The sequence below is a fragment of the Klebsiella sp. RC2 genome (genome assembly GCF_014192815.1).
Taxonomy (GTDB): domain Bacteria; phylum Pseudomonadota; class Gammaproteobacteria; order Enterobacterales; family Enterobacteriaceae; genus Klebsiella; species Klebsiella variicola.
Genome location: NZ_JACHYL010000007.1, coordinates 142841 through 163942 on the forward strand (window position 1 = coordinate 142841; position 21102 = coordinate 163942).

General features: G+C 57.6%; 25 protein-coding genes. 11 read left to right on the forward strand and 14 right to left on the reverse strand.

Features of this window, described 5'->3' with window-relative positions; genetic code table 11:
* The first annotated feature begins 10 nt into the window (after window positions 1–10).
* Window positions 11–2020, forward strand: a complete 2010-nt coding sequence (locus FHW76_RS20745) for a beta-galactosidase (protein ID WP_183476962.1) — start codon at window positions 11–13, stop codon at window positions 2018–2020.
* 30 nt (window positions 2021–2050) lie between these two features.
* Entirely contained in the window at window positions 2051–2923 is an 873-nt protein-coding gene (araC, locus tag FHW76_RS20750; protein ID WP_004178353.1) for an arabinose operon transcriptional regulator AraC, read from the forward strand.
* Window positions 2924–2984: 61 nt separating this feature from the next.
* On the opposite strand, the gene FHW76_RS20755 is transcribed toward araC, so the two are convergent.
* A complete protein-coding gene (locus FHW76_RS20755; protein ID WP_002886707.1) occupies window positions 2985–3191 on the reverse strand; it encodes a DUF1107 domain-containing protein in 207 nt (68 codons plus the stop codon).
* A gap of 323 nt (window positions 3192–3514) precedes the next feature.
* On the opposite strand from FHW76_RS20755, the gene FHW76_RS20760 reads away from it, so the two are divergent.
* Window positions 3515–4072, forward strand: a complete 558-nt coding sequence (locus tag FHW76_RS20760) for a YtfJ family protein (protein WP_008807162.1) — start codon at window positions 3515–3517, stop codon at window positions 4070–4072.
* Here the strand turns inward: FHW76_RS20760 and cysQ are convergent.
* Complete coding sequence (gene cysQ, locus FHW76_RS20765; protein ID WP_064170534.1) at window positions 4062–4805, reverse strand: 3'(2'),5'-bisphosphate nucleotidase CysQ; 744 nt, start codon at window positions 4803–4805, stop codon at window positions 4062–4064. The two genes, FHW76_RS20760 and cysQ, sit on opposite strands and share 11 nt — an antisense overlap.
* Window positions 4806–4997: 192 nt before the next feature.
* Between cysQ and cpdB the strand changes: the two genes are divergently transcribed.
* On the forward strand, window positions 4998–6941 hold the full coding sequence (gene cpdB / locus FHW76_RS20770; RefSeq protein WP_183476964.1) for a 2',3'-cyclic-nucleotide 2'-phosphodiesterase: 1944 nt from the start codon (window positions 4998–5000) through the stop codon (window positions 6939–6941).
* Window positions 6942–7241: 300 nt separating this feature from the next.
* On the opposite strand, the gene FHW76_RS20775 is transcribed toward cpdB, so the two are convergent.
* Complete coding sequence (locus FHW76_RS20775; RefSeq protein ID WP_032736723.1) at window positions 7242–7613, reverse strand: helix-turn-helix domain-containing protein; 372 nt, start codon at window positions 7611–7613, stop codon at window positions 7242–7244.
* 90 nt (window positions 7614–7703) lie between these two features.
* On the opposite strand from FHW76_RS20775, the gene FHW76_RS20780 reads away from it, so the two are divergent.
* The 4 genes from FHW76_RS20780 (at window position 7704) to ytfE (ending at window position 11246) form a co-directional block, all read left to right on the forward strand.
* Window positions 7704–8552 (forward strand): SDR family oxidoreductase, encoded by an 849-nt coding sequence (locus tag FHW76_RS20780; protein WP_012969103.1) that lies wholly within the window; start codon window positions 7704–7706, stop codon window positions 8550–8552.
* A 77-nt stretch (window positions 8553–8629) separates the two neighbouring features.
* On the forward strand, window positions 8630–9454 hold the full coding sequence (locus tag FHW76_RS20785; protein WP_012543102.1) for an AraC family transcriptional regulator: 825 nt from the start codon (window positions 8630–8632) through the stop codon (window positions 9452–9454).
* A gap of 75 nt (window positions 9455–9529) precedes the next feature.
* Window positions 9530–10501: a DMT family transporter gene (locus FHW76_RS20790; protein ID WP_012969105.1), complete on the forward strand. Its 972-nt coding sequence runs from the start codon at window positions 9530–9532 to the stop codon at window positions 10499–10501.
* Window positions 10502–10583: 82 nt separating this feature from the next.
* Window positions 10584–11246, forward strand: coding sequence for an iron-sulfur cluster repair protein YtfE (gene ytfE, locus FHW76_RS20795; protein ID WP_008807169.1), 663 nt, complete (start codon window positions 10584–10586; stop codon window positions 11244–11246).
* A 66-nt stretch (window positions 11247–11312) separates the two neighbouring features.
* Here the strand turns inward: ytfE and cycA are convergent, their stop codons facing one another.
* Together cycA and fklB are read right to left on the reverse strand one after the other, a co-directional pair.
* Window positions 11313–12716, reverse strand: coding sequence for a D-serine/D-alanine/glycine transporter (cycA, locus tag FHW76_RS20800; protein ID WP_008807170.1), 1404 nt, complete (start codon window positions 12714–12716; stop codon window positions 11313–11315).
* Window positions 12717–13021: 305 nt separating this feature from the next.
* Window positions 13022–13642: an FKBP-type peptidyl-prolyl cis-trans isomerase gene (gene fklB, locus FHW76_RS20805; RefSeq protein ID WP_022064857.1), complete on the reverse strand. Its 621-nt coding sequence runs from the start codon at window positions 13640–13642 to the stop codon at window positions 13022–13024.
* Between the two features lie 218 nt (window positions 13643–13860).
* Between fklB and FHW76_RS20810 the strand changes: the two genes are divergently transcribed.
* Window positions 13861–14532 (forward strand): LysM-like peptidoglycan-binding domain-containing protein, encoded by a 672-nt coding sequence (locus tag FHW76_RS20810; protein ID WP_022064856.1) that lies wholly within the window; start codon window positions 13861–13863, stop codon window positions 14530–14532.
* Window positions 14533–14640: 108 nt separating this feature from the next.
* Here the strand turns inward: FHW76_RS20810 and rplI are convergent, their stop codons facing one another.
* Genes rplI through rpsF form a run of 4 tightly spaced genes read right to left on the reverse strand, consistent with a single transcriptional unit; the run spans window position 14641 to window position 16079 of the window.
* Complete coding sequence (rplI, locus tag FHW76_RS20815; RefSeq protein WP_008807173.1) at window positions 14641–15090, reverse strand: 50S ribosomal protein L9; 450 nt, start codon at window positions 15088–15090, stop codon at window positions 14641–14643.
* Between the two features lie 41 nt (window positions 15091–15131).
* Window positions 15132–15359 carry a 30S ribosomal protein S18 gene (gene rpsR, locus FHW76_RS20820; protein WP_000135199.1) on the reverse strand — a complete coding sequence of 76 codons (228 nt, stop codon included), beginning with the start codon at window positions 15357–15359 and terminating at the stop codon, window positions 15132–15134.
* Window positions 15360–15363: 4 nt separating this feature from the next.
* Entirely contained in the window at window positions 15364–15678 is a 315-nt protein-coding gene (gene priB / locus FHW76_RS20825; protein WP_002885722.1) for a primosomal replication protein N, read from the reverse strand.
* 5 nt (window positions 15679–15683) lie between these two features.
* Complete coding sequence (gene rpsF, locus FHW76_RS20830; RefSeq protein WP_008807174.1) at window positions 15684–16079, reverse strand: 30S ribosomal protein S6; 396 nt, start codon at window positions 16077–16079, stop codon at window positions 15684–15686.
* A 341-nt stretch (window positions 16080–16420) separates the two neighbouring features.
* Between rpsF and FHW76_RS20835 the strand changes: the two genes are divergently transcribed.
* Entirely contained in the window at window positions 16421–16696 is a 276-nt protein-coding gene (locus tag FHW76_RS20835; protein ID WP_002885689.1) for a DUF1471 domain-containing protein, read from the forward strand.
* Between the two features lie 149 nt (window positions 16697–16845).
* Window positions 16846–18039, forward strand: a complete 1194-nt coding sequence (locus FHW76_RS20840) for an MFS transporter (protein ID WP_008807176.1) — start codon at window positions 16846–16848, stop codon at window positions 18037–18039.
* Window positions 18040–18104: 65 nt separating this feature from the next.
* Here the strand turns inward: FHW76_RS20840 and FHW76_RS20845 are convergent, their stop codons facing one another.
* From FHW76_RS20845 to ulaB, 5 genes are read right to left on the reverse strand one after another with little or no spacing between them, the layout of a single operon-like run.
* Window positions 18105–18791: an L-ribulose-5-phosphate 4-epimerase gene (locus tag FHW76_RS20845; protein WP_012969108.1), complete on the reverse strand. Its 687-nt coding sequence runs from the start codon at window positions 18789–18791 to the stop codon at window positions 18105–18107.
* A complete protein-coding gene (locus tag FHW76_RS20850; RefSeq protein WP_044650088.1) occupies window positions 18791–19645 on the reverse strand; it encodes an L-ribulose-5-phosphate 3-epimerase in 855 nt (284 codons plus the stop codon). The genes FHW76_RS20845 and FHW76_RS20850 overlap by 1 nt, the downstream gene beginning before the upstream one ends.
* 9 nt (window positions 19646–19654) lie before the next feature.
* Window positions 19655–20305 (reverse strand): 3-keto-L-gulonate-6-phosphate decarboxylase UlaD, encoded by a 651-nt coding sequence (gene ulaD, locus FHW76_RS20855; RefSeq protein ID WP_008807179.1) that lies wholly within the window; start codon window positions 20303–20305, stop codon window positions 19655–19657.
* Between the two features lie 13 nt (window positions 20306–20318).
* On the reverse strand, window positions 20319–20786 hold the full coding sequence (ulaC, locus tag FHW76_RS20860) for a PTS ascorbate transporter subunit IIA (protein WP_008807180.1): 468 nt from the start codon (window positions 20784–20786) through the stop codon (window positions 20319–20321).
* Window positions 20787–20795: 9 nt separating this feature from the next.
* Window positions 20796–21101: a PTS ascorbate transporter subunit IIB gene (gene ulaB, locus FHW76_RS20865; protein WP_002885682.1), complete on the reverse strand. Its 306-nt coding sequence runs from the start codon at window positions 21099–21101 to the stop codon at window positions 20796–20798.
* Window position 21102: the final 1 nt, after the last annotated feature.

Sequence of the window (21102 nt, forward strand, 5' to 3'; positions counted from 1 at the left end):
GGTAGTGTGTATGTCTCATTTATTTTATGGCGTGGCGTATTACGATGAATATATGCCGGAAGATCGGCTGGCGAAGGATATCGCCTTAATGCGCGAAACCGGCATTAACGTGGTGCGTATTGCCGAGTCCACCTGGAGTACGCTGGAGCCTGAAGAGGGCCAGTACAATTTCTACCATATCGACCGGGTGCTGGAGGCGATGCATGAGGCCGGCATTGCGGTCATCGTCGGGACGCCGACCTATGCGGTACCGGCCTGGCTGGCGGCGAAACATCCCGATATTCTGGTCACCACCGTCGCGGGGCAGCAAAAATATGGCCCGCGGCAGATCATGGATATCGTCAATCCGACCTTTCGCCGCTATGCCGAAAAAATTATCCGCACGCTGATGGCCCATGTGCAGCACCATCCGGCGATTATCGGCTGGCAACTGGATAACGAAACCAAGCATTACGACAATATTGGCCGCTATATGCAGGAGGGCTTCGTGCGCAGCCTGCAGGAGAAATATCCTGACCTCCGGCAGCTGAATCGCGATTTCGGCCTGGATTACTGGAGCAACCGCATTGACCGCTGGCAGGATTTTCCGCCGGTGGAAAACACCATCAACGCCAGCCTCGCCTGCGCCTTCTCCCGCTATCAGCGTCAGCAGGTCACCGAGTATCTGGCCTGGCAGGCGGCCATCGTTCGGGAATACGCCCAGCCGCACCAGTTCGTCACCCACAACTTCGATTTCGAATGGCGCGGTTACTCTTACGGCGTGCAGCCGCGGGTCGACCATTTTGCGGCGGCGCAGGCGCTGGATATCGCCGGCGTCGATATCTATCACCCGAGCCAGGCGCACCTGACCGGGCGGGAAATCGCCTTTGGCGGCGCCATCACCCGCTCGCTTAAGCCGGGTCAGAACTACTTCGTACTGGAAACCCAGGCTCAGGGCTTCGCCCAGTGGACCCCCTTCCCGGGCCAGCTACGCCTGCAGGCATTCAGCCATATCGCCTCCGGCGCCGCCATGGTCTCCTACTGGCACTGGCATTCGATTCATAACGCCTTCGAAACCTACTGGAAGGGGCTGCTCAGCCACGACTTCTCGCGCAACCCAACCTGGCAGGAAGCCACCACCATCGGCGCCGATTTCGCCCGCCTGTCGCCGCAGCTGGCGGAGCTGAAGGCCGAAAATGACGTCGCGTTGCTAATAAGCAATGAGGCGATGGACGCCCTCAATCACTTCCGTCCCGGCGATGCCGAGAGCAACATTTATAACGATATCTTCCGCCGCTTCCACGATGCGCTGTATGACCACAATATCAGCCTCGACATCATCCACGATGTGAACGAGGAAACCTCGCGCTACCGGGTACTGATCGTTCCTGGTCTGTACGCCGCCGATGATGGCCTGCTAACACGGATTAACGACTATATCGCCCGGGGCGGCAGAGCGCTGATCGGCTTTAAATCAGGCTTTAGCGATGAAAATGTCAAGGTGCGCAACAGCGCGCAGCCGGGGATTTTGCGCCAGAGCTGCGGCGTCAGCTACAGCCAGTTCACCCTGCCGGAAGGGACGACGGTAAGCTCATGCTGCGCAGAGATTGATTGCCGCAATGATAATCAGGCTGAGCTGTGGATGGAATTGCTGACGCCCGATGGCGGAACCCGCACACTGCTGCGCTATCAGCATCCGGCATGGGGCGAATACGCCGCCGCAACGGCGGCGGATTACGGTCAGGGACGCGCCCTGTACGTTGGCTTCCTGCCGCACAAGCGCCTGATTAGCCAGCTGTTTGATGTCCTGACGGCGGATCTCACGCTGAACTCGCGAACTTCCGCCTATCGCTATCCGTTAGTGGTTAAAAAGATGCGTAACCGAGCCGGAAATACTATCCACTTCCTGTTCAATTACTCCGGCGAGGCGCTGGATGTTGTCAGCGAGACCGCGGGTACCGCGCTGCTGAGCGGGGAGGCTGTAGACGTCGGCCAGCCGTTGCGCCTCAGGGCCTGGGAATTTACTATCATCGAAAGCTAACGACGCGGCGGCGCCCAGGTGGGAGAAAGAATGGAACTGGATATCAATGAGCTACTCAATTTTTCGCCATTGATGAAGACCTTTACCTTCAATGCCTGGGTCGTCGCAGGCTTCACGCCGATTACCCGCGGCTCCACGCTGGACTACTACATTAATCGCCCGCAGGGGATGAAAGGTTACATCATTAATCTGACCCTGCGCGGCCAGGCGCGGGCGAAAGCGGGCGATGGCTTCCTGCTGTGCCGGGAAAACGATCTGTTGCTGTTTCCTCCCGGCGTGCCCCATCATTACGGCAGGGACGAACACAGCGAGTACTGGGACCATCTGTGGATCTACTTTATCCCCCGCCCCTACTGGATAGACTGGCTAAAGTGGGACCAAACCACCCACGGTATCGGCAAAACAACCATTAACGATCCCGACCAGCTCCAGCAGCTGCGCGATCTTTTCTACGAAGTAATACGCCACCACTCTGCGTCCGTACCGCTGTCAGAAGCGCTGGCAATGAACGCGCTGGAGAGATTAATTCTCCGCTGTTTTCAGCAGCAGCCCATTAGCAACCGCCATGCCCACGACCCACGGATTAACGCCATCTGCGACTATCTTAACGCCCATATTGCGCAGGAGGTAAAAATCGAGACCCTGGCGGCGATGGTGTTTATCTCCCCTTCACGTCTGGCGCACCTTTTCAAAAATGAACTGGGGCAAACGGTCTATGCGTGGCGGGAAACGCAGCGCATCAACCGCGCCAGGTGGCTTATTCAGAGCACCTCGCTCCCACTTAACAAAATTGCTTTATCGGTGGGTTACAGCGATCCGGTCTATTTCACCCGCCTTTTTCGTAAACATAACGGCATCCCACCGGGCGAATATCGCAAACGCTATGCGGAAATGAAGGGCTAAAAACATCAACGGCTCCCATCGGGAGCCGTCTTTTACCTACTACGTACTGCTACGTTTCAGGTTATGCCATCTCAGTTTGCAGACGCAACACCTGACGATTGACTTCGGACATCACTGACAGATGCAGCTTGTCCTTGACCTTCGGGATAAGGATTTTGCCCTTATCAAATTCAAATGCGCCAACGTCCTTGATGTACAACCGTCCACGAAACAGGATCTTCACGTACTTCGCCACTTGCAGCGGATTGTAGCGTTGGAAAATTTTCATTCTTCTCTCCTGCCAGGGTTACGCTCCTGTGGTGCCACAGTTAGCCCACGTATCGGGAGCGCAAATTTTAATGCCCTAAAACTATAGTCCAGAATCTCAGAGGGACCCAGTGTGTATAAGTTTATTTACCGTTTGATGACAATAATTCAGAATTTTCGTTTCGGACATACGATGAAGTAAGTATAAGTCGCCGTTTTTCTACTAATTTGTGCGTCAACACGCAAACTGGCATCCTCATTGCGGGTAATCGCCGCCAATCGCACTTATGATTAAACGAGACCAAGTGGTCGGATCACCTGCATAAAAATGATTAAGGATTACGCATGACCCTACGTAGCATACTGGCCGCCTCGTTACTGCTTCTCCCGCTGCTGGCCACAGCGCATAACTTCGTCGACGGCCAGCGTGTGGCGCCGGTCGGCGTCGCGGATCGGGGAGAACTCATTCTGGATAAGGATAAGTTTAGCTATAAAAACTGGAACAGCTCGCAGCTGGTGGGAAAAGTGCGAGTTATCCAGCACATTGCCGGTCGCTCGTCAGCCAAAGAGAAAAATGCCAACCTGATCGAGGCGATTAAAGCGGCAGGTTTCCCGCACGATCGTTACCAGACCACCACCATCGTTAACACCGACGATGCCATTCCGGGCACCGGCATGTTCGTGCGCAGCAGCATTGAGAGTAATAAAAAGCTTTTTCCATGGTCGCAGTTTATCGTCGACAGCAACGGGCTGGTGCGTAAAGCCTGGCAACTGGACGAGAAGAGTTCCGCGATCGTGGTGCTGGATAAGGACGGGCGCGTAAAGTGGGCCAAAGACGGTGCGCTGACCCAGCAGGAGGTGCAGCAGGTCATCGACCTGCTGCATAAATTGCTTAATAAATAGAGACCCGGAAGCCGGGGTTGAGGAAGGATTCACGCGGCGTGTAGTCGAGGGTTTTTCCCTGCCAGTCGTGAACATGCGCCCCGGCGGCCACCGCGACCGCGTGGCCGGCGGCAGTGTCCCAGGTGCTGGTCGGCCCGAAGCGCGGATAGAGCTGGGCCTGGCCTTCCGCCACCAGGCAGAACTTCAGCGAAGATCCGATAGAAGTGGTTTGATGCTCGCCCAGTTGCTCAAGATACTCCTGCAGCTCCGGATCGTTACCGTGAGAGCGACTGATCACCACCAGCGGCGGACGGGCATCGCGGACCTGGATCTGCTTGCGTACGCCGCACTCTTCTTTCCAGGCTTTGCCATTTTGCGCGCTGTACATCACCTTCATCACCGGGGCATAGACAACGCCCAGCGTCGGCTTGCCGTTTTCAATCAGCGCGATATTGACGGTGAATTCGCCGTTACGCTTAATAAACTCTTTGGTGCCGTCCAGCGGGTCGACCAGCCAGTAGCGCTGCCAGTGCTGACGTACCTCCCAGGCCGGCGGGTCCTCCTCGGAAAGAACCGGGGTGTCAGGATCCAGCGCTTTCAGACCGCTGATGATGACGTTGTGCGCTGCGATATCCGCCGCCGTGACCGGAGAATCATCTTTCTTGCTGGCGACGTTGATCGGCTGGTTTCCATCGTAGACTTCCATGATGGCATCGCCCGCGTTCCGTGCAAGCTGACATACTTGTTCTAACATTCTCCACCTCGTCTGGTTACAGTGGCGTTAACTCGTTGTTTTATTTATATCGCATCACCGCGAGTTCCGCTATCTGTGATAACGATGGCGGTTTCTCTGCCCGCTTTTCTGGCAAGATTCACATTTCTGTAAGCAACAGAATATAAATACATTTTCTACTGTGCTATCGCTCATAAAAAAAGGACGCCTCTGATGATTAAGTTTAGCGCAACGCTCCTGGCCACGCTGATCGCCGCCAGCGTCAACGCCGCGACGGTCGACCTGCGGATCATGGAAACCACCGATCTGCACAGCAATATGATGGACTTTGACTATTACAAAGATGCCGCCACGGAGAAATTCGGCCTGGTGCGTACCGCCAGCCTGATCGAACAGGCGCGGGCAGAAGCGAAAAACAGCGTGCTGGTGGATAACGGGGATGTTATCCAGGGTAGCCCGTTAGGCGACTACATGGCCGCGAAAGGGTTGAAAGAAGGCGATGTGCATCCGGTGTATAAGGCGATGAATACCCTGAATTACGCCGTCGGCAACCTGGGCAACCATGAATTCAATTATGGCCTCGACTTCCTGCATAAGGCGCTGGCCGGGGCGAAATTCCCCTACGTGAACGCCAATATCATCGATGCCAAAACTGGCAAACCGATGTTTACGCCGTACCTGATCCAGGATACCCGGGTCGTGGACAGCGATGGTCAACCCCATACTCTGCGCATCGGCTATATCGGTTTTGTGCCGCCGCAGATCATGACCTGGGATAAAGCCAATCTCAGCGGTAAAGTGACGGTCAACGACATTACCGAAACCGCGCGCAAATATATCCCGGAGATGCGGGCGAAAGGGGCTGATGTGGTGGTCGTGGTCGCGCACTCCGGCCTCTCCGCCGACCCGTATCAGGCGATGGCCGAAAACTCGGTCTACTACTTAAGCCAGGTGCCCGGCGTGGACGCCATTATGTTCGGCCATGCCCACGCGGTGTTCCCGGGTAAAGACTTCGCCAACATCAAAGGCGCGGATATCGCCAAAGGGACGCTGAACGGCGTACCGGCGGTGATGCCGGGAATGTGGGGCGATCATCTCGGGGTGGTTGATCTGGTGCTGAACAACGACAGCGGCAAATGGCAGGTAACTCAGAATAGAGCGGAAGCGCGGCCAATCTATGACGCGGTGGCGAAGAAATCGCTGGCGGCCGAAGACGGCAAGCTGGTGGCGGTGCTGAAAGCCGACCACGACGCCACTCGCGAATTCGTCAGCAAGCCGATCGGCAAGTCCGCCGACAACATGTACAGCTATCTGGCGCTGGTGCAGGACGACCCGACGGTGCAGGTGGTCAACATGGCGCAGAAAGCCTATGTAGAACACTATATTCAGGGCGACCCGGATCTGGCGAAGCTGCCGGTGCTCTCCGCCGCCGCGCCGTTTAAAGTCGGCGGACGTAAAAACGATCCGGCGAGCTTTGTCGAAGTGGAGAAAGGTCAGCTCACCTTCCGCAATGCCGCCGACCTCTATCTCTACCCCAACACCCTGGTGGTGATGAAGGTCAGCGGGAAAGAGGTCAAGGAGTGGCTGGAGTGCTCCGCCGGACAGTTTAACCAGATCGATCCCGCCAGCAGCAAGCCGCAGTCGCTGATCAACTGGGACGGCTTCCGCACCTATAACTTCGACGTCATTGACGGGGTGAACTACCAGATTGACGTCACCCAGCCGGCCCGCTACGACGGCGAATGTCAGATGATCCATCCGCAGGCAGAGCGTATTAAGCACCTGACCTTTAACGGTAAACCTGTCGATCCGCAGGCCACTTTCCTGGTCGCGACCAATAACTATCGCGCTTACGGCGGCAAATTCGCCGGCACCGGTGAGAGCCATATCGCCTTTGCCTCACCGGATGAAAACCGTTCAGTGCTGGCGGCGTGGATAGGCGCGCAATCGAAGAAGGATGGCGCGATCCATCCGGCGGCGGATAACAACTGGCGTCTGGCGCCGATCCACAGCAACACGCCGTTGGATATTCGTTTTGAGACCTCGCCAGGCAACAAAGCCGCGGCGTTTATCAAAGAGAAAGCACAGTATCCAATGCGCCAGGTGGCCACCGATGATATCGGCTTCGCCATTTATCAGCTGGATTTGAGCAAGTAATGCCTGTTCCCCGGTGGCGCTGCGCTTACCGGGGCTACAAACCGGGGCTGACGGGTAGCCCGGATAAGGCGCCAGCCGCTATCCGGGTACATCTCCCCGGCGGCGCTGCGCTTACCGGGGCTACAAACCGGGGCTGACGGGTAGCCCGGATAAGGCGCCAGCCGCTATCCGGGTACATCTCCCCGGTGGCGCTGCGCTTACCGGGGCTACAAACCGGGGCTGACGGGTAGCCCGGATAAGGCGCCAGCCGCTATCCGGGAATATCTCCCCGGTGGCGGGGCTACAGGGAGTGATACATTTTCACTCCCCGTGGTTAGCCAACACCGCAGGCAGATTGCTCTCGATCCAGTCCGCCAGCGCCGCCACTTTCTCGCTCACCTGCAGGCCGAGCGGCGTCAGGCTATATTCAACGTGTGGCGGCACCACCGGATAAGAGACGCGGTCGATAAAACCATCCTGCTCCAGGGCCTGCAGCGACTGCGCCAGCATCTTTTCGCTGATCCCGCCCATTTTGCGGCGCAGATCGCTGAAGCGATGGGTCCCCTCGCGCAGCGCCACCAGAATCAACACGCCCCAGCGGCTGGTGACATGTTTAAGTACATCGCGCGACGGGCACTGTTCCGCAAACAGGTTGCCGTTACGCAGTTTCTCGCTCAGCGTCGGTTCGGCCATTTTCACACTTACCTTTTTGTACGTACTTACTAAAAGTTAGTTAAGGTGTTAGCTTACCACAACTGCCACTAAACACGAAGGAGAAGTCCCATGATCGCCCTTACCGGTGCCACCGGCCAGCTTGGCCACTACGTTCTGCAAGACCTGTTAAAAACCGTCCCTGCCAGCCAGATTGTGGCGATTGTCCGCAACCCGGCCAAAGCCCAGGCGCTCAGCCAGCAGGGCGTCGTTGTCCGTCAGGCCGAGTACGGCGATGAAGCGGCACTAACCGCCGCGCTGCAGGGCGTGGATAAACTGCTGTTAATCTCCTCCAGCGAAGTCGGTCAGCGCGCCGTTCAGCACCGCAACGTCATCAACGCCGCCAAAGCCGCTGGGGTGACATTCATCGCCTACACCAGCCTGCTGCACGCCGACACCTCGCCGCTGGGCCTGGCCGCAGAGCATATTGAAACCGAGCAGATGCTGGCCGACTCTGGTATCGCTTACGCCCTGCTGCGCAATGGCTGGTATACCGAAAACTATCTGGCCAGCGCACCGCCGGCGCTGGAGCATGGCGTGTTTATCGGTGCCGCCGGCGAGGGTAAAATTGCCTCCGCCACCCGCGCGGATTATGCCGCCGCTGCCGCCCGCGTTATCGCCGGTGAAGGCCATGAAGGGAAGATTTACGAACTGGCGGGTGATAACGCCTGGACGCTGAGCGACCTGGCTGCTGAGCTGAGCACGCAAAGCGGAAAAAACGTGGTCTACCAGAACCTCAGCGAAGCCGATTTCGCCGCCGCGCTGAAAAGCGTCGGTCTGCCGGCGGGTCTGGCGGATATGCTGGCGGATTCCGATGTCGGCGCGTCGAAAGGCGGGCTGTTTGACGACAGCCGCACCCTGAGTACGCTGATCGGCCGTCCGACCACCTCCCTTGCTGAAAGCGTGAAAGGCATTCTGTAACCACCCCTGTCAGCTTTTGCGGTTGCGTCCCGGCGGTTCCTCTCTCATATTGAAGGGATAACCGTCGGGAGGCAGGCATGCAGGGCGTACCACCCCAATTTAGTGATGAAAAAGACCGCGCGCGCTTTCGCCATCTCGAACAGCTGCCCGGGGTGGAGCTCTACCACGCCCATATCTCTCGCTACGCCTTTGAACCCCATACCCACGAAGCCTTCGGCATCGGCGTGATTGAGCAAGGCGCTGAACGCTTTCGCTACCGCGGCAGCCAGCATATCGCCGCCGCGAACGCCATTGTCACCATGAATCCCGACGAGCTGCATACCGGCGAAGCGGAAACCGCTGACGGCTGGCGCTACCGGATGATTTATCTGGAGCCGGACCGTCTGGAAGCCATCACCGGGGTGCGCGACTGGTGGTTCAGCGAGGTGGTCCGCGAGGATCCCCTGCGTTCCCGACAGATTGGCCAGCTGATTTATGGCCTGTGGCATAGCGACGATCCGCTGGCCCAGCAGGGACTGCTGCTCGACCTCATCGACGCCTTCCGCCCTCTGGCCCACCATGCCTCTGCGCAGGGTGAGGCCGGGCATCGCTTCGACCGGGTGCGCGACTACCTGCACGATAACTATATGCGCCCCATCACCCTCGACGAGCTAGCGCAGGTGGCGGCGCTTAGCCCATACCACTTTCAGCGCCAGTTTAAAGCCCACTATCACGTGACGCCCCATCAGATGCTGATGGCCATCCGTCTGTGGCGCGCCAAGGCATTTCTCACCCACGGTATGCCCGCCGCCGAAGTGGCGATAGCCGTCGGCCTCACCGACCAGTCCCACCTGACCCGCGCCTTCACCCTGCGTTACGGCATTACGCCGGTGCGCTATCAGAAGCAGGTCGCCAGGCGCTAATGCGCAATCTCATACAATATTCCTGCCCGGCCCCCTTCTACACTGCAGACAACTGTGATGACAACGGATGCAATGATGATTAGTGGTGTGCTGTACGCCCTGCTGGCGGGGCTGATGTGGGGATTAATTTTTGTCGGGCCTTTGCTGGTGCCAGAGTACCCGGCGATGCTGCAGTCGATGGGGCGCTATCTGGCGCTGGGCCTGATCGCCCTGCCGCTGGCGTGGCTCGGGCGCGCGCGTTTGCGCCAGCTGAGCCGCAACGACTGGTGGACTGCGCTGGGCCTGACGATGATGGGAAATCTTATCTATTACGCCTGCCTGGCCAGCGCCATTCAGCGCACCGGGGCGCCGGTCTCCACCATGATTATCGGCACGCTGCCGGTGGTCTTGCCGGTCTTCGCCAATCTGCTCTACAGCCAGCGCGACGGAAAGCTGCCGTGGCGGCGTCTGTTTCCGGCGCTGGTCTGCATCGCCGTGGGCCTGATCTGCGTTAACGTCGCAGAACTGCGCCAGGGGCTGCCTGATTTTAGCCCGTGGCGCTACGGCTCCGGCATCGCGCTGGCGCTGGGATCGGTGGCCTGCTGGGCCTGGTATGCCCTGCGCAACGCCCGCTGGTTGCGGGAAAATCCGCATCAGCCGCCGATGATGTGGGCTACCGCTCAGGCACTGGTCACGCTTCCGGTTTCGCTGGCCGGCTATCTCGCCGCCTGCGCCTGGCTGCACGGCCAGCAGGCCGGGTTTCCCCTGCCCTTCGGCCCGCGCCCGGCGGTGTTCATTACGCTGATGCTGGCCATCGCGGTGCTCTGCTCATGGGTCGGCGCGCTGTGCTGGAATATCGCCAGCCAGCGGCTGCCGACGGTGATCCTCGGGCCGCTGATCGTCTTCGAAACTCTGGCCGGGCTGCTGTATACCTTCCTGCTGCGGCAAAGTTTACCGCCGCTGCTGACCCTGAGCGGCATCCTGTTGCTGGTGCTCGGCGTGGTCTCCGCCGTACGCGCCAGACCGGAAAAACCGATGCTGCAGCCGCTGACGGACGAAAAAAAGTAGCCAGGCCTCCTTAAGGGGTATTCCCTCGCCAAAAAGATGCATTTAAAATACATCTTATATTCCTGATGACGAGGTAACTGCTATGGCTTTCCGTGACCAACCTTTAGGCGAGCTGGCGCTGACCATCCCGCGCGCCTCCGCCCTGTTCCGTCAATACGATATGGATTACTGCTGCGGCGGCAAACAGACCCTGGCGCGCGCTGCATCGCGGAAAGCGCTGGATGTCGCGGTGATTGAAGCCGAGCTGGCGAAACTGGCCGAGCAGCCTCTTTCCCGCGACTGGCGCGCGGCGCCCCTCCCGGAGATTATTGACCACATCATCGTCCGCTATCACGACCGGCACCGCGAACAGCTGCCGGAGCTGATCCTGCAGGCCACCAAGGTTGAACGTGTGCATGCCGATAAACCGAACGTGCCGAAAGGGCTGACCAAATACCTGACCATGCTGCATCAGGAACTCTCCAGCCACATGATGAAAGAGGAGCAGATCCTGTTCCCGATGATCAAACAGGGGATGGGCACCCAGGCCGGGGGGCCGATCAGCGTAATGGAAAGCGAGCACGATGAAGCGGGTGAACTGCTGGAGGTCATTAAGCACATCACCCATAACGTGACGCCGCCGCCGGAAGCCTGCACCACCTGGAAGGCGATGTATAACGGTATCAACGAGATGATTGACGATCTGATGGAGCACATCAGTCTGGAAAATAACGTACTGTTCCCGCGCGCCCTTGCCGGAAAATAAAGAAAAAGGCGCCCGCAGGCGCCCTCGACATTGTCCGTCTTATTTGGCCACTCCGGGTGGCCTTTTTTATTTCGCCAGACGTTTTTTGCCGGCAAACAGCCAGCCCGCGCCCAGCAGAACAAACCACAGCGGGGTAACCATCAGCGCTTCACGGGTATCATCTTCCAGGGTCAACAGCACCAGTACGAAGACGAAGAAGGCCATGCACACCCAGCACATGAATTTGCCCAGCGGCATCTTGTATTTGGACTTCTCATGCAGCTGCGGGCGCTTTTTACGGTAGACCAGATAAGAGCAGAGGATAATCGTCCAGACGAACATAAACAGGATCGCCGACACCGTGGTGATCATGGTGAACGCGGCAATCACGCTCGGGTTGACCATCAGCATGACCACACCGCCCAGCAGGCACATGCAGGAGAAGGTTAAACCCTTCGCCGGCACCGCACGCTTCGACAGCTTGGCGAACATCTTCGGCGCCTGACCATCCTGCGCCAGACCGAACAACATACGGCTGGTAGAGAACACGCCGCTGTTGGCCGAGGAGGCTGCGGAAGTCAGCACCACAAAGTTGATCAGGCTCGCCGCCGCCGGCAGGCCGACCAGCACGAACAGCTCAACGAACGGGCTCTTGCTCGGCACCACGGAGCTCCACGGCGTCACCGACATAATCACAATCAGCGCGAAGACGTAGAACATAATGATACGCAGCGGGATGGAGTTAATCGCCCGTGGCAGGGATTTCTCCGGGTCTTTGGTTTCGGCGGCGGTGGTCCCCACCAGCTCAATCCCCACGAAGGCGAACACCGCAATCTGGAAGCCGGCAAAGAAGCCGCTCAGCCCTTTCGGGAACCAGCCGCCGTCATTCCACAGATGGGCGAAAGAGGCTTCGACGCCGGTCGGCGATTTGAAATGCATCATGACCATCACCAGGCCGACGACGATTAGCGCCACGATGGCGACGATTTTGATCATCGCGAACCAGAACTCCATTTCGCCAAACATTTTGACGGTGGCCAGGTTCAGGCCCAGCAGCAGCAGGATCACCGCCAGCGAGGCGACCCAGTCGGAGAGTCCGGGAAACCAGAACTGCGCGTAGGCGGTGATCGCCACTACGTCCGCCATTCCGGTGACGACCCAACAGAACCAATAGGTCCAGCCGGTAAAGTAGCCCGCCCACGGCCCCAGCAGATCGGCCGCAAAATCGCTGAAGGATTTATATTCGAGGTTCGACAGCAGTAATTCGCCCATGGCTCGCATAACGAAAAACAGCATAAAACCGATAATCATATAAACAAAAATAATAGATGGCCCGGCAAGGCTGATAGTTTTGCCAGAACCCATAAATAACCCAGTGCCGATCGCCCCGCCAATCGCAATCAGCTGAATATGTCGGTTTGTGAGATTTCGCCGTAGCGATTGTTCAGTCGGCTCCTGCTCAATAGCAGCGACTTTAACCTGATCTACCATGTGATTTCTTCCTGTTGTACCTGTCTGTGTTGTTCAGGCTCTGATGGCCCGTCGTCTGTCATTAACCCCAGCAAGGGCTAGTCGATATTAGGTAAGAATCGGAGGGATGAATACTATGATTTAGATATAATGTTAATTTTATGTTTAAAGTGAGTGTTATATCACTCATCCACCGCGAAATAGCTCACAAAAATACACCCATACGCGATGAATGCAAAACATAATTCTAATTAATTTTTAACTTAAGGATTTTACGCTATTTTTGCGGCTTCCCCCACCTCATGGGAAGAGGAAGCCTCTGCTGTTTAGATAATGTCCAGCAGTTCAACTTCGAAGATCAGGGTGCTGAACGGAGGAATCGACGCGCCAGCGCCGCGTTCGCCGTAGGCCAGGTTGTGCGGGATCGTCAGTTCCCATTTAGAACCGACCGGCATCAGGGTCAGCGCTTCAATCCAGCCGCCAATCACGCCGGTCACCGGGAATTCAGCAGGCTCACCACGGGCGACGGAGCTGTCGAAGACGGTGCCGTCGATCAGTTTGCCGGTGTAGTGCACGCGTACGCGGTCGGTACGTGCCGGGATCGGGCCTTCGCCCTGGGCCAGTACGCGGAACTGCAGACCAGATTCGGTGCTGTTCACACCCTCTTTCTCGCGGTTTTCATCGAGGTATTTCTGGCCGTCGGCGGCCATAGCCTGGAAACGTTCGCGGCGTACGGCGTCAGCACGCTCGTGGATTTCACGCAGCGCGCGGTGAACGGCTTCTACCGGCACCTGCGGCTGGTTACCTTCCAGCGCATCAGCGATACCCGCCACCAGCGCTTCCGGCAGCAGCCCCTGCAGGCCGGATTCGCTCAGCTGTTGTCCAACCTGCAAGCCGATACCGTAACTTGCCTGCGCTTCGATAGTGTCAAAAGTTGGGGTTGCCATCTTTGTTCCTTTTTGGGTGATAAACATCAAGAGAAAAGCGTGCGAAAGCATAACAGCCATAGCGAAATGGGTAAAACTTTGTCGGCGGATGATGACAAATCTCAGCGAAACAGAAACAATAGGTGGCAGCAGGTTAACTTTACTTTGTTCCGGTCATCAGGACGTTAGCCATCTATACTCATATGCAGGATAAAAATATGCGGAGCAGGAGGAAAGCCATGCCCGGGCGCTTTGAACTGACATCTACCCTGGCGAAGATCTGGCACGCCCCGGATCATTTTCGCCTCCTGGACCCGCTTCCCCCGATGCACCGCCGGGGTATCATCGCAGGCTTCCTGTTGGTCATTATCGGTATCCTTCTTCCTTCCGACGATAGCCAAAGCCCGGCGACAAACAGCCGCGAAGCGAACCTGAATCTTCAGTCGCAGTCCCAGCCGCAAGCTGGCGGCAATCAGGCCGTTCCGCTCCCGCCGATCACCAATACGCCGACCGTGAGCGATGCCGATCAGATGGCGCCCGTCGCCCCGGAGCCGATTCAGGACGAGCAGCCAGATCAGGCGCAGACGCAGCAGCCTGCTTCCCAACCGTATCAATCCTCGCAGCAGCAGTCCGCACCGGGCATTGAGCAGCAGTGGCGGACCTATCGCATCGAGTCAGGCAAAACCCTGGCCCAGCTGTTCCGCGATCATGGGCTGCCGGCCACCGACGTCTACGCGATGGCGCAGGTTGAAGGCGCTGGCAAACCATTAAGCACGTTGCAGAGCGGACAGACGGTGCAAATTCGGCAGAACGCCAACGGCGTAGTCACCGGCCTCACTATCGATACCGGCAACGGCCAGCAGGTGTTGTTTACCCGCCAGTCGAACGGCAGCTTTGTGCGTGCGCGATAGCGGAGAAGACGACAGCAAGCGTTACGCCGCCGCAAAATGAAAGGCGCTAAAAAGCAAAACGCCGGCACAAGGCCGGCGATTTGTTGTTACCAGAACGTCAGAGGCCGATTACTCAGCAACCACGTTGATGATAACTTTAGCGAATACTTCGCTGTGAACCTGGAAGTCCACTTCGTGCTCGCCAACGTTACGCAGAACGCCGTTCGGCAGGCGAACTTCGCTCTTAGCAACTTTAACGCCTGCTGCAGTAACAGCGTCAGCGATGTCGCGAGTACCGATGGAACCGAACAGTTTACCTTCGTCGCCAGCTTTGGACGCGATGGTTACGGATTCCAGGGCGTTGATCTGCGCAGCACGAGCTTCAGCAGCTGACAGAACGTCAGCCAGTTTGGCTTCCAGTTCAGCGCGACGTGCTTCGAAGAATTCAACGTTTTTCTTGGTAGCAGGAACAGCTTTACCCTGCGGGACCAGGAAGTTACGAGCGTAGCCCGCTTTAACGTTAACCTGATCACCCAGGCTACCCAGGTTTGCTACTTTATCAAGCAGAATAACTTGCATTACCTTATCCTCTCAAAGTCGTATTAATGGACCGTGACCGATTACTGATGACGATCAGTGTACGGCAGCAGGGACAGGTAGCGAGCGCGTTTGATAGCGCGAGCCAGCTGACGCTGGTATTTTGCACGGGTACCGGTGATACGGCTCGGGACAATCTTACCGCTTTCGGTGATGTAGTTTTTCAGCGTAGCGATATCTTTATAGTCGATCTCTTGAACGCCTTCCGCGGTGAAACGGCAGAACTTGCGACGACGGAAATAACGTGCCATATGGCTAGTCTCCAGAATCTATCAATTCAATCTGCTCGGCATGCAGAACCATTTTGCTCAAGCCGTTCTTTGCCTTATGGCAAGAGATGAACCCTCGAACGGTTACTGCGCTACCGACCGTTATACTGTGAGTAATGGCCTGGTTTTCGTGACCGCTAATAATAACGGGCATTTGACACCATGCCTGCCGGTGAAAACCGGCTTCCTCCTGCACTGAACGATGCTCAAGCACGAACTGGCAGTGAGGAATTCCTGACGGGCTGACCTTACGAAGTGGAGTCCTGCAAATAATGCCGGACAGCTCCAGACGGTTGGTCATCAGGATTACTCTTCAGAATCCCCAGCTTCAGAATCATCTGCGGTTTCGTTGGCGAAATCTTCGCGACGCTCACGGCGCTCGTCTTTCGCTTTAACCATCGGAGATGCTTCGGTAACAGCGTGCTTAGTACGCATTACCATGCTGCGGATAACGGCGTCGTTGAAGCGGAAGTTAGTTTCCAGCTCATCGATCGCTTCCTGCGGTGCTTCAACGTTCAGCAGAACGTAGTGAGCTTTGTGCAGTTTGTTGATCGGATAAGCCAGCTGACGGCGGCCCCAGTCTTCCAGACGGTGGATCGTACCTGCTGCTGCAGTGATTGCACCAGTGTAACGTTCGATCATGCCCGGAACCTGTTCGCTCTGGTCAGGATGGACCATAAAAACGATTTCGTAATGACGCATCGAATTGCTCCTTACGGATTATTCAGCCTCCTGTCTGGGTCAGCCGCGGCCCATGGAGGCAAGGAACGTGTTAAAGGGCGGCTGAAAAATTGACGCGTCATTCTAATGGCGCCCCCCCAGGAACACAAGCGGATTTGCACAAATAATTCGCACTAAGCGCCAAGTGGCGCTAAGTGGGTGATTTAAAATTAACCAATAAAGGAAGCGGCATTTTTTTGAACGACTGCATCAGAAAAGGTCGCCATGCGACGAACGCGCAGCGATTACACTTATATCAGAGCCAAACGACCACAGGAGAGCCCCCGAGTCAGCGTCAGGACTGTCAGTCAGGAGCGTAGTATATGAAACTGAAAATCATCGCCATGATGGCTGCGCTTTTCTTCAGCGCCAACGCGCTGGCAGCTATCCAAATCACCGAACGTCAGGCCCGCAACATGGACGACGTGCAGAGCCTCGGCGTTATCTATATCAATCACAATATGGCCACTGAGCACGAGGCCGAGCAGGCCCTTAGCCAGATGAGCGATGCGCAGGGGGCGAAATACTTTCAGCCTATCCTGATGCACGAACCCGAAACCAACGGCCCGCTTCGCGCCAGCGCGGTGATATACCGTTAGCGCCAGGCCGATTCTTCGCCTCTCTTCGCGAGGGGCGAAGCGAGGTTTTCACCTAAACGCAATTGAGAATTATTTTACAAACCGACTTATCAGCGCCATCGCAACCTGATTTAATCAGCCACTCGCCATTTGATAATCAGGAGTGATTGATGGTTCCGCGTTTCGCCACCTTAGGCCGTATCCCCAAAGGCGTTTGGGTACTCGGCGGCGTCAGCCTGCTGATGGATGTCTCCTCCGAGATGATCCACAGCCTCTTACCGTTGTTTATGGCCACCACCCTCGGCGCCAGCGTGATAATTATCGGTCTTATCGAGGGACTGGCGGAAGCCACCGCCCTGATCCTGAAAGTCTTCTCCGGCGTTATCAGCGACTATGTCGGCAAGCGCAAAGGACTGGCGCTGCTGGGATACGGCCTGGGCGCGCTCAGTAAGCCGCTGTTTGCCATCGCCCCCACCGCCGGAGTGGTGTTTAGCGCCCGCATGATTGACCGCGTAGGGAAAGGTATTCGCGGCGCGCCGCGCGATGCGCTGGTTGCCGACGTCACCCCGCCGGAGATCCGCGGCGCCGCCTACGGGCTTCGCCAGGCGCTGGATACCGTCGGCGCCTTTCTCGGCCCGCTGCTGGCGGTGCTGCTGATGTTTATCTGGGCCAACGATTTTCACGCTATTTTCTGGGTGGCGGTCATTCCCGCCGTGCTCTCCATTCTCCTGCTCGGGTTTGGCCTGCAGGAGCCAAAATCCGCCATCGCACACAAACGCAGCAATCCGCTGAAGCGCGAAAACCTGAAAAAGCTCTCCGCCGCCTACTGGTGGGTAGTCGCCATCGGCAGCATCTTCACCCTCGCCCGCTTCAGCGAAGCCTTTCTGGTGCTGCGCGCCCAGCAGATGGAGATCCCGCTGTTTACCATCCCGCTGGTGATGGTGGCGATGAACCTGGTCTACAGCCTCACGGCTTACCCGTTCGGTAAACTCTCAGACAGCATGAGCCACAGCAAACTGCTGCAGTGGGGACTGCTGGTGCTGATCCTCGCCGATATCGTGCTGGCGCTCAGCGGCCACTGGAGTACGCTACTGCTCGGCGTCGCGCTGTGGGGGATTCATATGGGAATGACCCAGGGCCTGCTGGCAGCGATGGTTGCGCATACCGCGCCGCCGGAACTACGCGGTACGGCATTCGGCATGTTCAACCTGATGAGCGGCCTGGCGCTGCTGCTGGCCAGTACCGGCGCAGGGGTACTGTGGGAAACCTTCGGCGCCGCCTCGACGTTTTACGCCGGCGCGATAATTTGTATGGTCACGCTCATCGGCATGCGCGTGATGCCGTCGGCCTATCGTCAGGGCTAAAAAAACGGCTCCGGGGCCAGACCAGTTGCTTCACCGTGAGGGGTGAAAGCCCCGGAGCGCGCTATCTACTTTTGCCCATAGTAGGCGTTTGGCCCATGCTTACGCTGAAAATGCTTATTCATCAGCCAGCTATCGATGGGCTGCAACTGCGGATTAATCCCGCGGGCAATCCACGCCATGCGCGCAACTTCTTCCATCACCACCGCGTTGTGTACCGCCTCGTGGGCGTCTTTGCCCCAGGCAAACGGCCCGTGCTGATAGACGACGATCCCAGGCGTATGCAGCGGATTCGACGCGCCCAGCGTTTCGATAATCACCTGCCCGGTGTTCAGCTCGTAAGCCTCGTCCACCTCCTGTGCGCTAAGCGCCCGGGTACAGGGGATATCACCGAAGAAGTAGTCCGCATGGGTGGTGCCAAGCGCCGGGATCGCCAGCCCCGCCTGCGCCCAGGCGGTGGCATGCGTCGAGTGGGTATGCACCACTCCGCCAAGGTCGGGATAACGACGATAGAGCGCCAGATGGGTGGCGGTATCAGAGGAGGGGCGATACAGCCCTTCCACCACGTTGCCCTCAAGATCCACGACAACCATATCGTCCGCCTTCATGGTCTCATAGGCGACGCCGCTGGGCTTGATCGCCACCAGCCCGCGCTGCCGGTCAATGGCGCTGACATTGCCCCAGGTGAAGGTCACCAGACCGTAGCGCGGTAGATCCATATTGGCCTCGAACACCTGCTGTTTCAGTTGTTGCATTACGCCGCCTCCATCAGGCCCGCGCGGGCCATCCGCGCCTTCACCCAGTCACGTGCCTTCGCCACCTCCGCCAGCGGGTCAGCGCTGGTTTCGCTCCACATCTCAATCAGGTACGGGCCACAGTAGCCGGTCTGCCTGAGCGTTTCGAAGCAGCGTTCAAAATCGACCACCCCTTCGCCGAACGGCACGTTTTTAAAGACGCCAGGTTTCGTGTCTTTGACGTGTACCGCCACGATATGCCCGCTCCCCGCCTTCAGTTCCATCTGGACATCGTTATCCCACGCTGACAGATTGCCGATATCAGGGTAAAGCTGGAACCACGGATTATTCAGGTAATGGGCGTAGCCTAAGGCCTTACTGATCGAGTTCATCAGCGGGTAATCCATGATCTCCATCGCCAGCGTGACCTGGGCACGGCTGGCCATTTCGACGCTCTGTTTCAGGCCATCGCGAAAGCGGCGGCGCGTCTCATCGTTCGCCTGCTGGTAATAGACGTCGTAGCCTGCCAGCTGGATCACCCGGATCCCCACATCCTGCGCCAGCTGGATGGCTTTACGCATAATTTCCAGCCCCTGATGACGCACCGCGTCGTCTTCACTACCCAGCGGAAAACGGCGATGGGCGCTAAGGCACATCGATGGTACCCGGACGCCGGTGTCAGCCACCGCCTTGACCAGCGCCAGACGCTGCTCGGGGCTCCAGTCCAGTCGCGCAAGGCGCACGTCCGTTTCATCGAGAGACATTTCCACAAAATCAAAGCCCAGCGCCTTCGCCAGCTGCAGCCGCTCCAGCCAGCACTCCCCGGCGGGGAGCGCTTTTTCATAGATGCCGAGCGGAATGGATTTCGCCAACATAACCGCTCCTTAACCCCACAGCTGGGCGATAGAGCGTTTAAACTGGCGCGCCGCTTCCACCGGCGAGGCGGCATCGCGGATGCTGCGCCCGGCAATAAAGACGTGAATAGGGATACCCGCGAACAGCGGCAGGTCTTCCAGCGCCAGACCGCCGGTGACAGTCACTTTGAAGCCCATATCGGACAAACGTTTAATCGCGCTGATATCCGCCTCGCTCCACGCCACGCCTGCCGCCTGTGCGTCGCGGCTGCGGTGATAGACCACCTGCTGAATACCCGCCTCGCGCCATGCCTGCGCCTGTTCCCAGGTCCAGAAGCCGGTCAGCTCAATTTGCACATCGCCGTTAAATTCTTTGGCGACGTCCAGCGCCCCTTTGGCGGTATTGATATCGGCACAGCAGATCACCGTGACCCAGTCGGCGTTGGCTTCAAAGCACATCCGCGACAGGATCTTGCCGGCGTCGGCAATTTTGGCGTCCGCCAGCACGATTTTATGCGGATACAGCGCCTTCAGATCGCGCACCGCACGCACCCCTTCGCCGACGCAAAGAATAGTACCGACTTCAATGATATCCACCTCTTCGGCGATCAGGCGGGTCGTTTCATAGGCACTGGCCAGCGTTTGGTTGTCCAGAGCGACCTGTAACATAGGTAATGACATGATGGTGTTCCTTTTAAACAGCCGCCGCGGTGGCGTTTTTGATTAAATCCAGCACTTCCTGCTCGCTACGGCAGGCGCGTAAACGGTCGAAATTGGCTTCATCGTCAAACAGGTTAACGATCTGCATGATGCCCACCTCCTGGTGGGTGGTGGCGTCAACCGCCGCCATGGTGATCAGAATGTCGACCGGGTCGTTATCTTCATGGTTGAAAATCAGCGGTTTTTTTAGCGTCACCAGCGCAAAGCCGGTTTTCTTAACGCCCTCTTCCGGCCGCCCGTGCGGCATCGCCAGCCCCGGCGCGATAACAAAATAGGGGCCATGTTGCGCGACGCCGTCGAGGATCGCCTGGTAGTAACGCGGTTCCACGACGTCGGCGGCCACCAGCAGATCGACGCCGATTTTCACCGCCTCCTGCCAGGTTTCCGCTTCCGCCTGCAGGCGAATGGAGTGGTTCTGCGCCAGTGAGTCATGCAGTTTCATGGCCGCTCCTTATTTCACGTCCTGCGGGAAGTGAGCTTTGATCACCTCCAGCAGTTTTGGGCCGAAATCCGCCGGCGACAGCATATTGCGTACGCCCACCACGTGTTTATTGCCGGAGACGGTAATCTCCCCCGCGATATGGGTTGAAGCGATGATGATATCCGCGCCGTTCAGTTCGCTTTTGTATTCACCTACCGCGCAGCTGTTTACCGTGTGGTCGATGTTGGATTGCGTCAGGAACTGATCCACCTTCATTTTCATGATCATGGAACTGCCTTGCCCGTTGCCACACACAGCCAGAATACGTACGGTCATA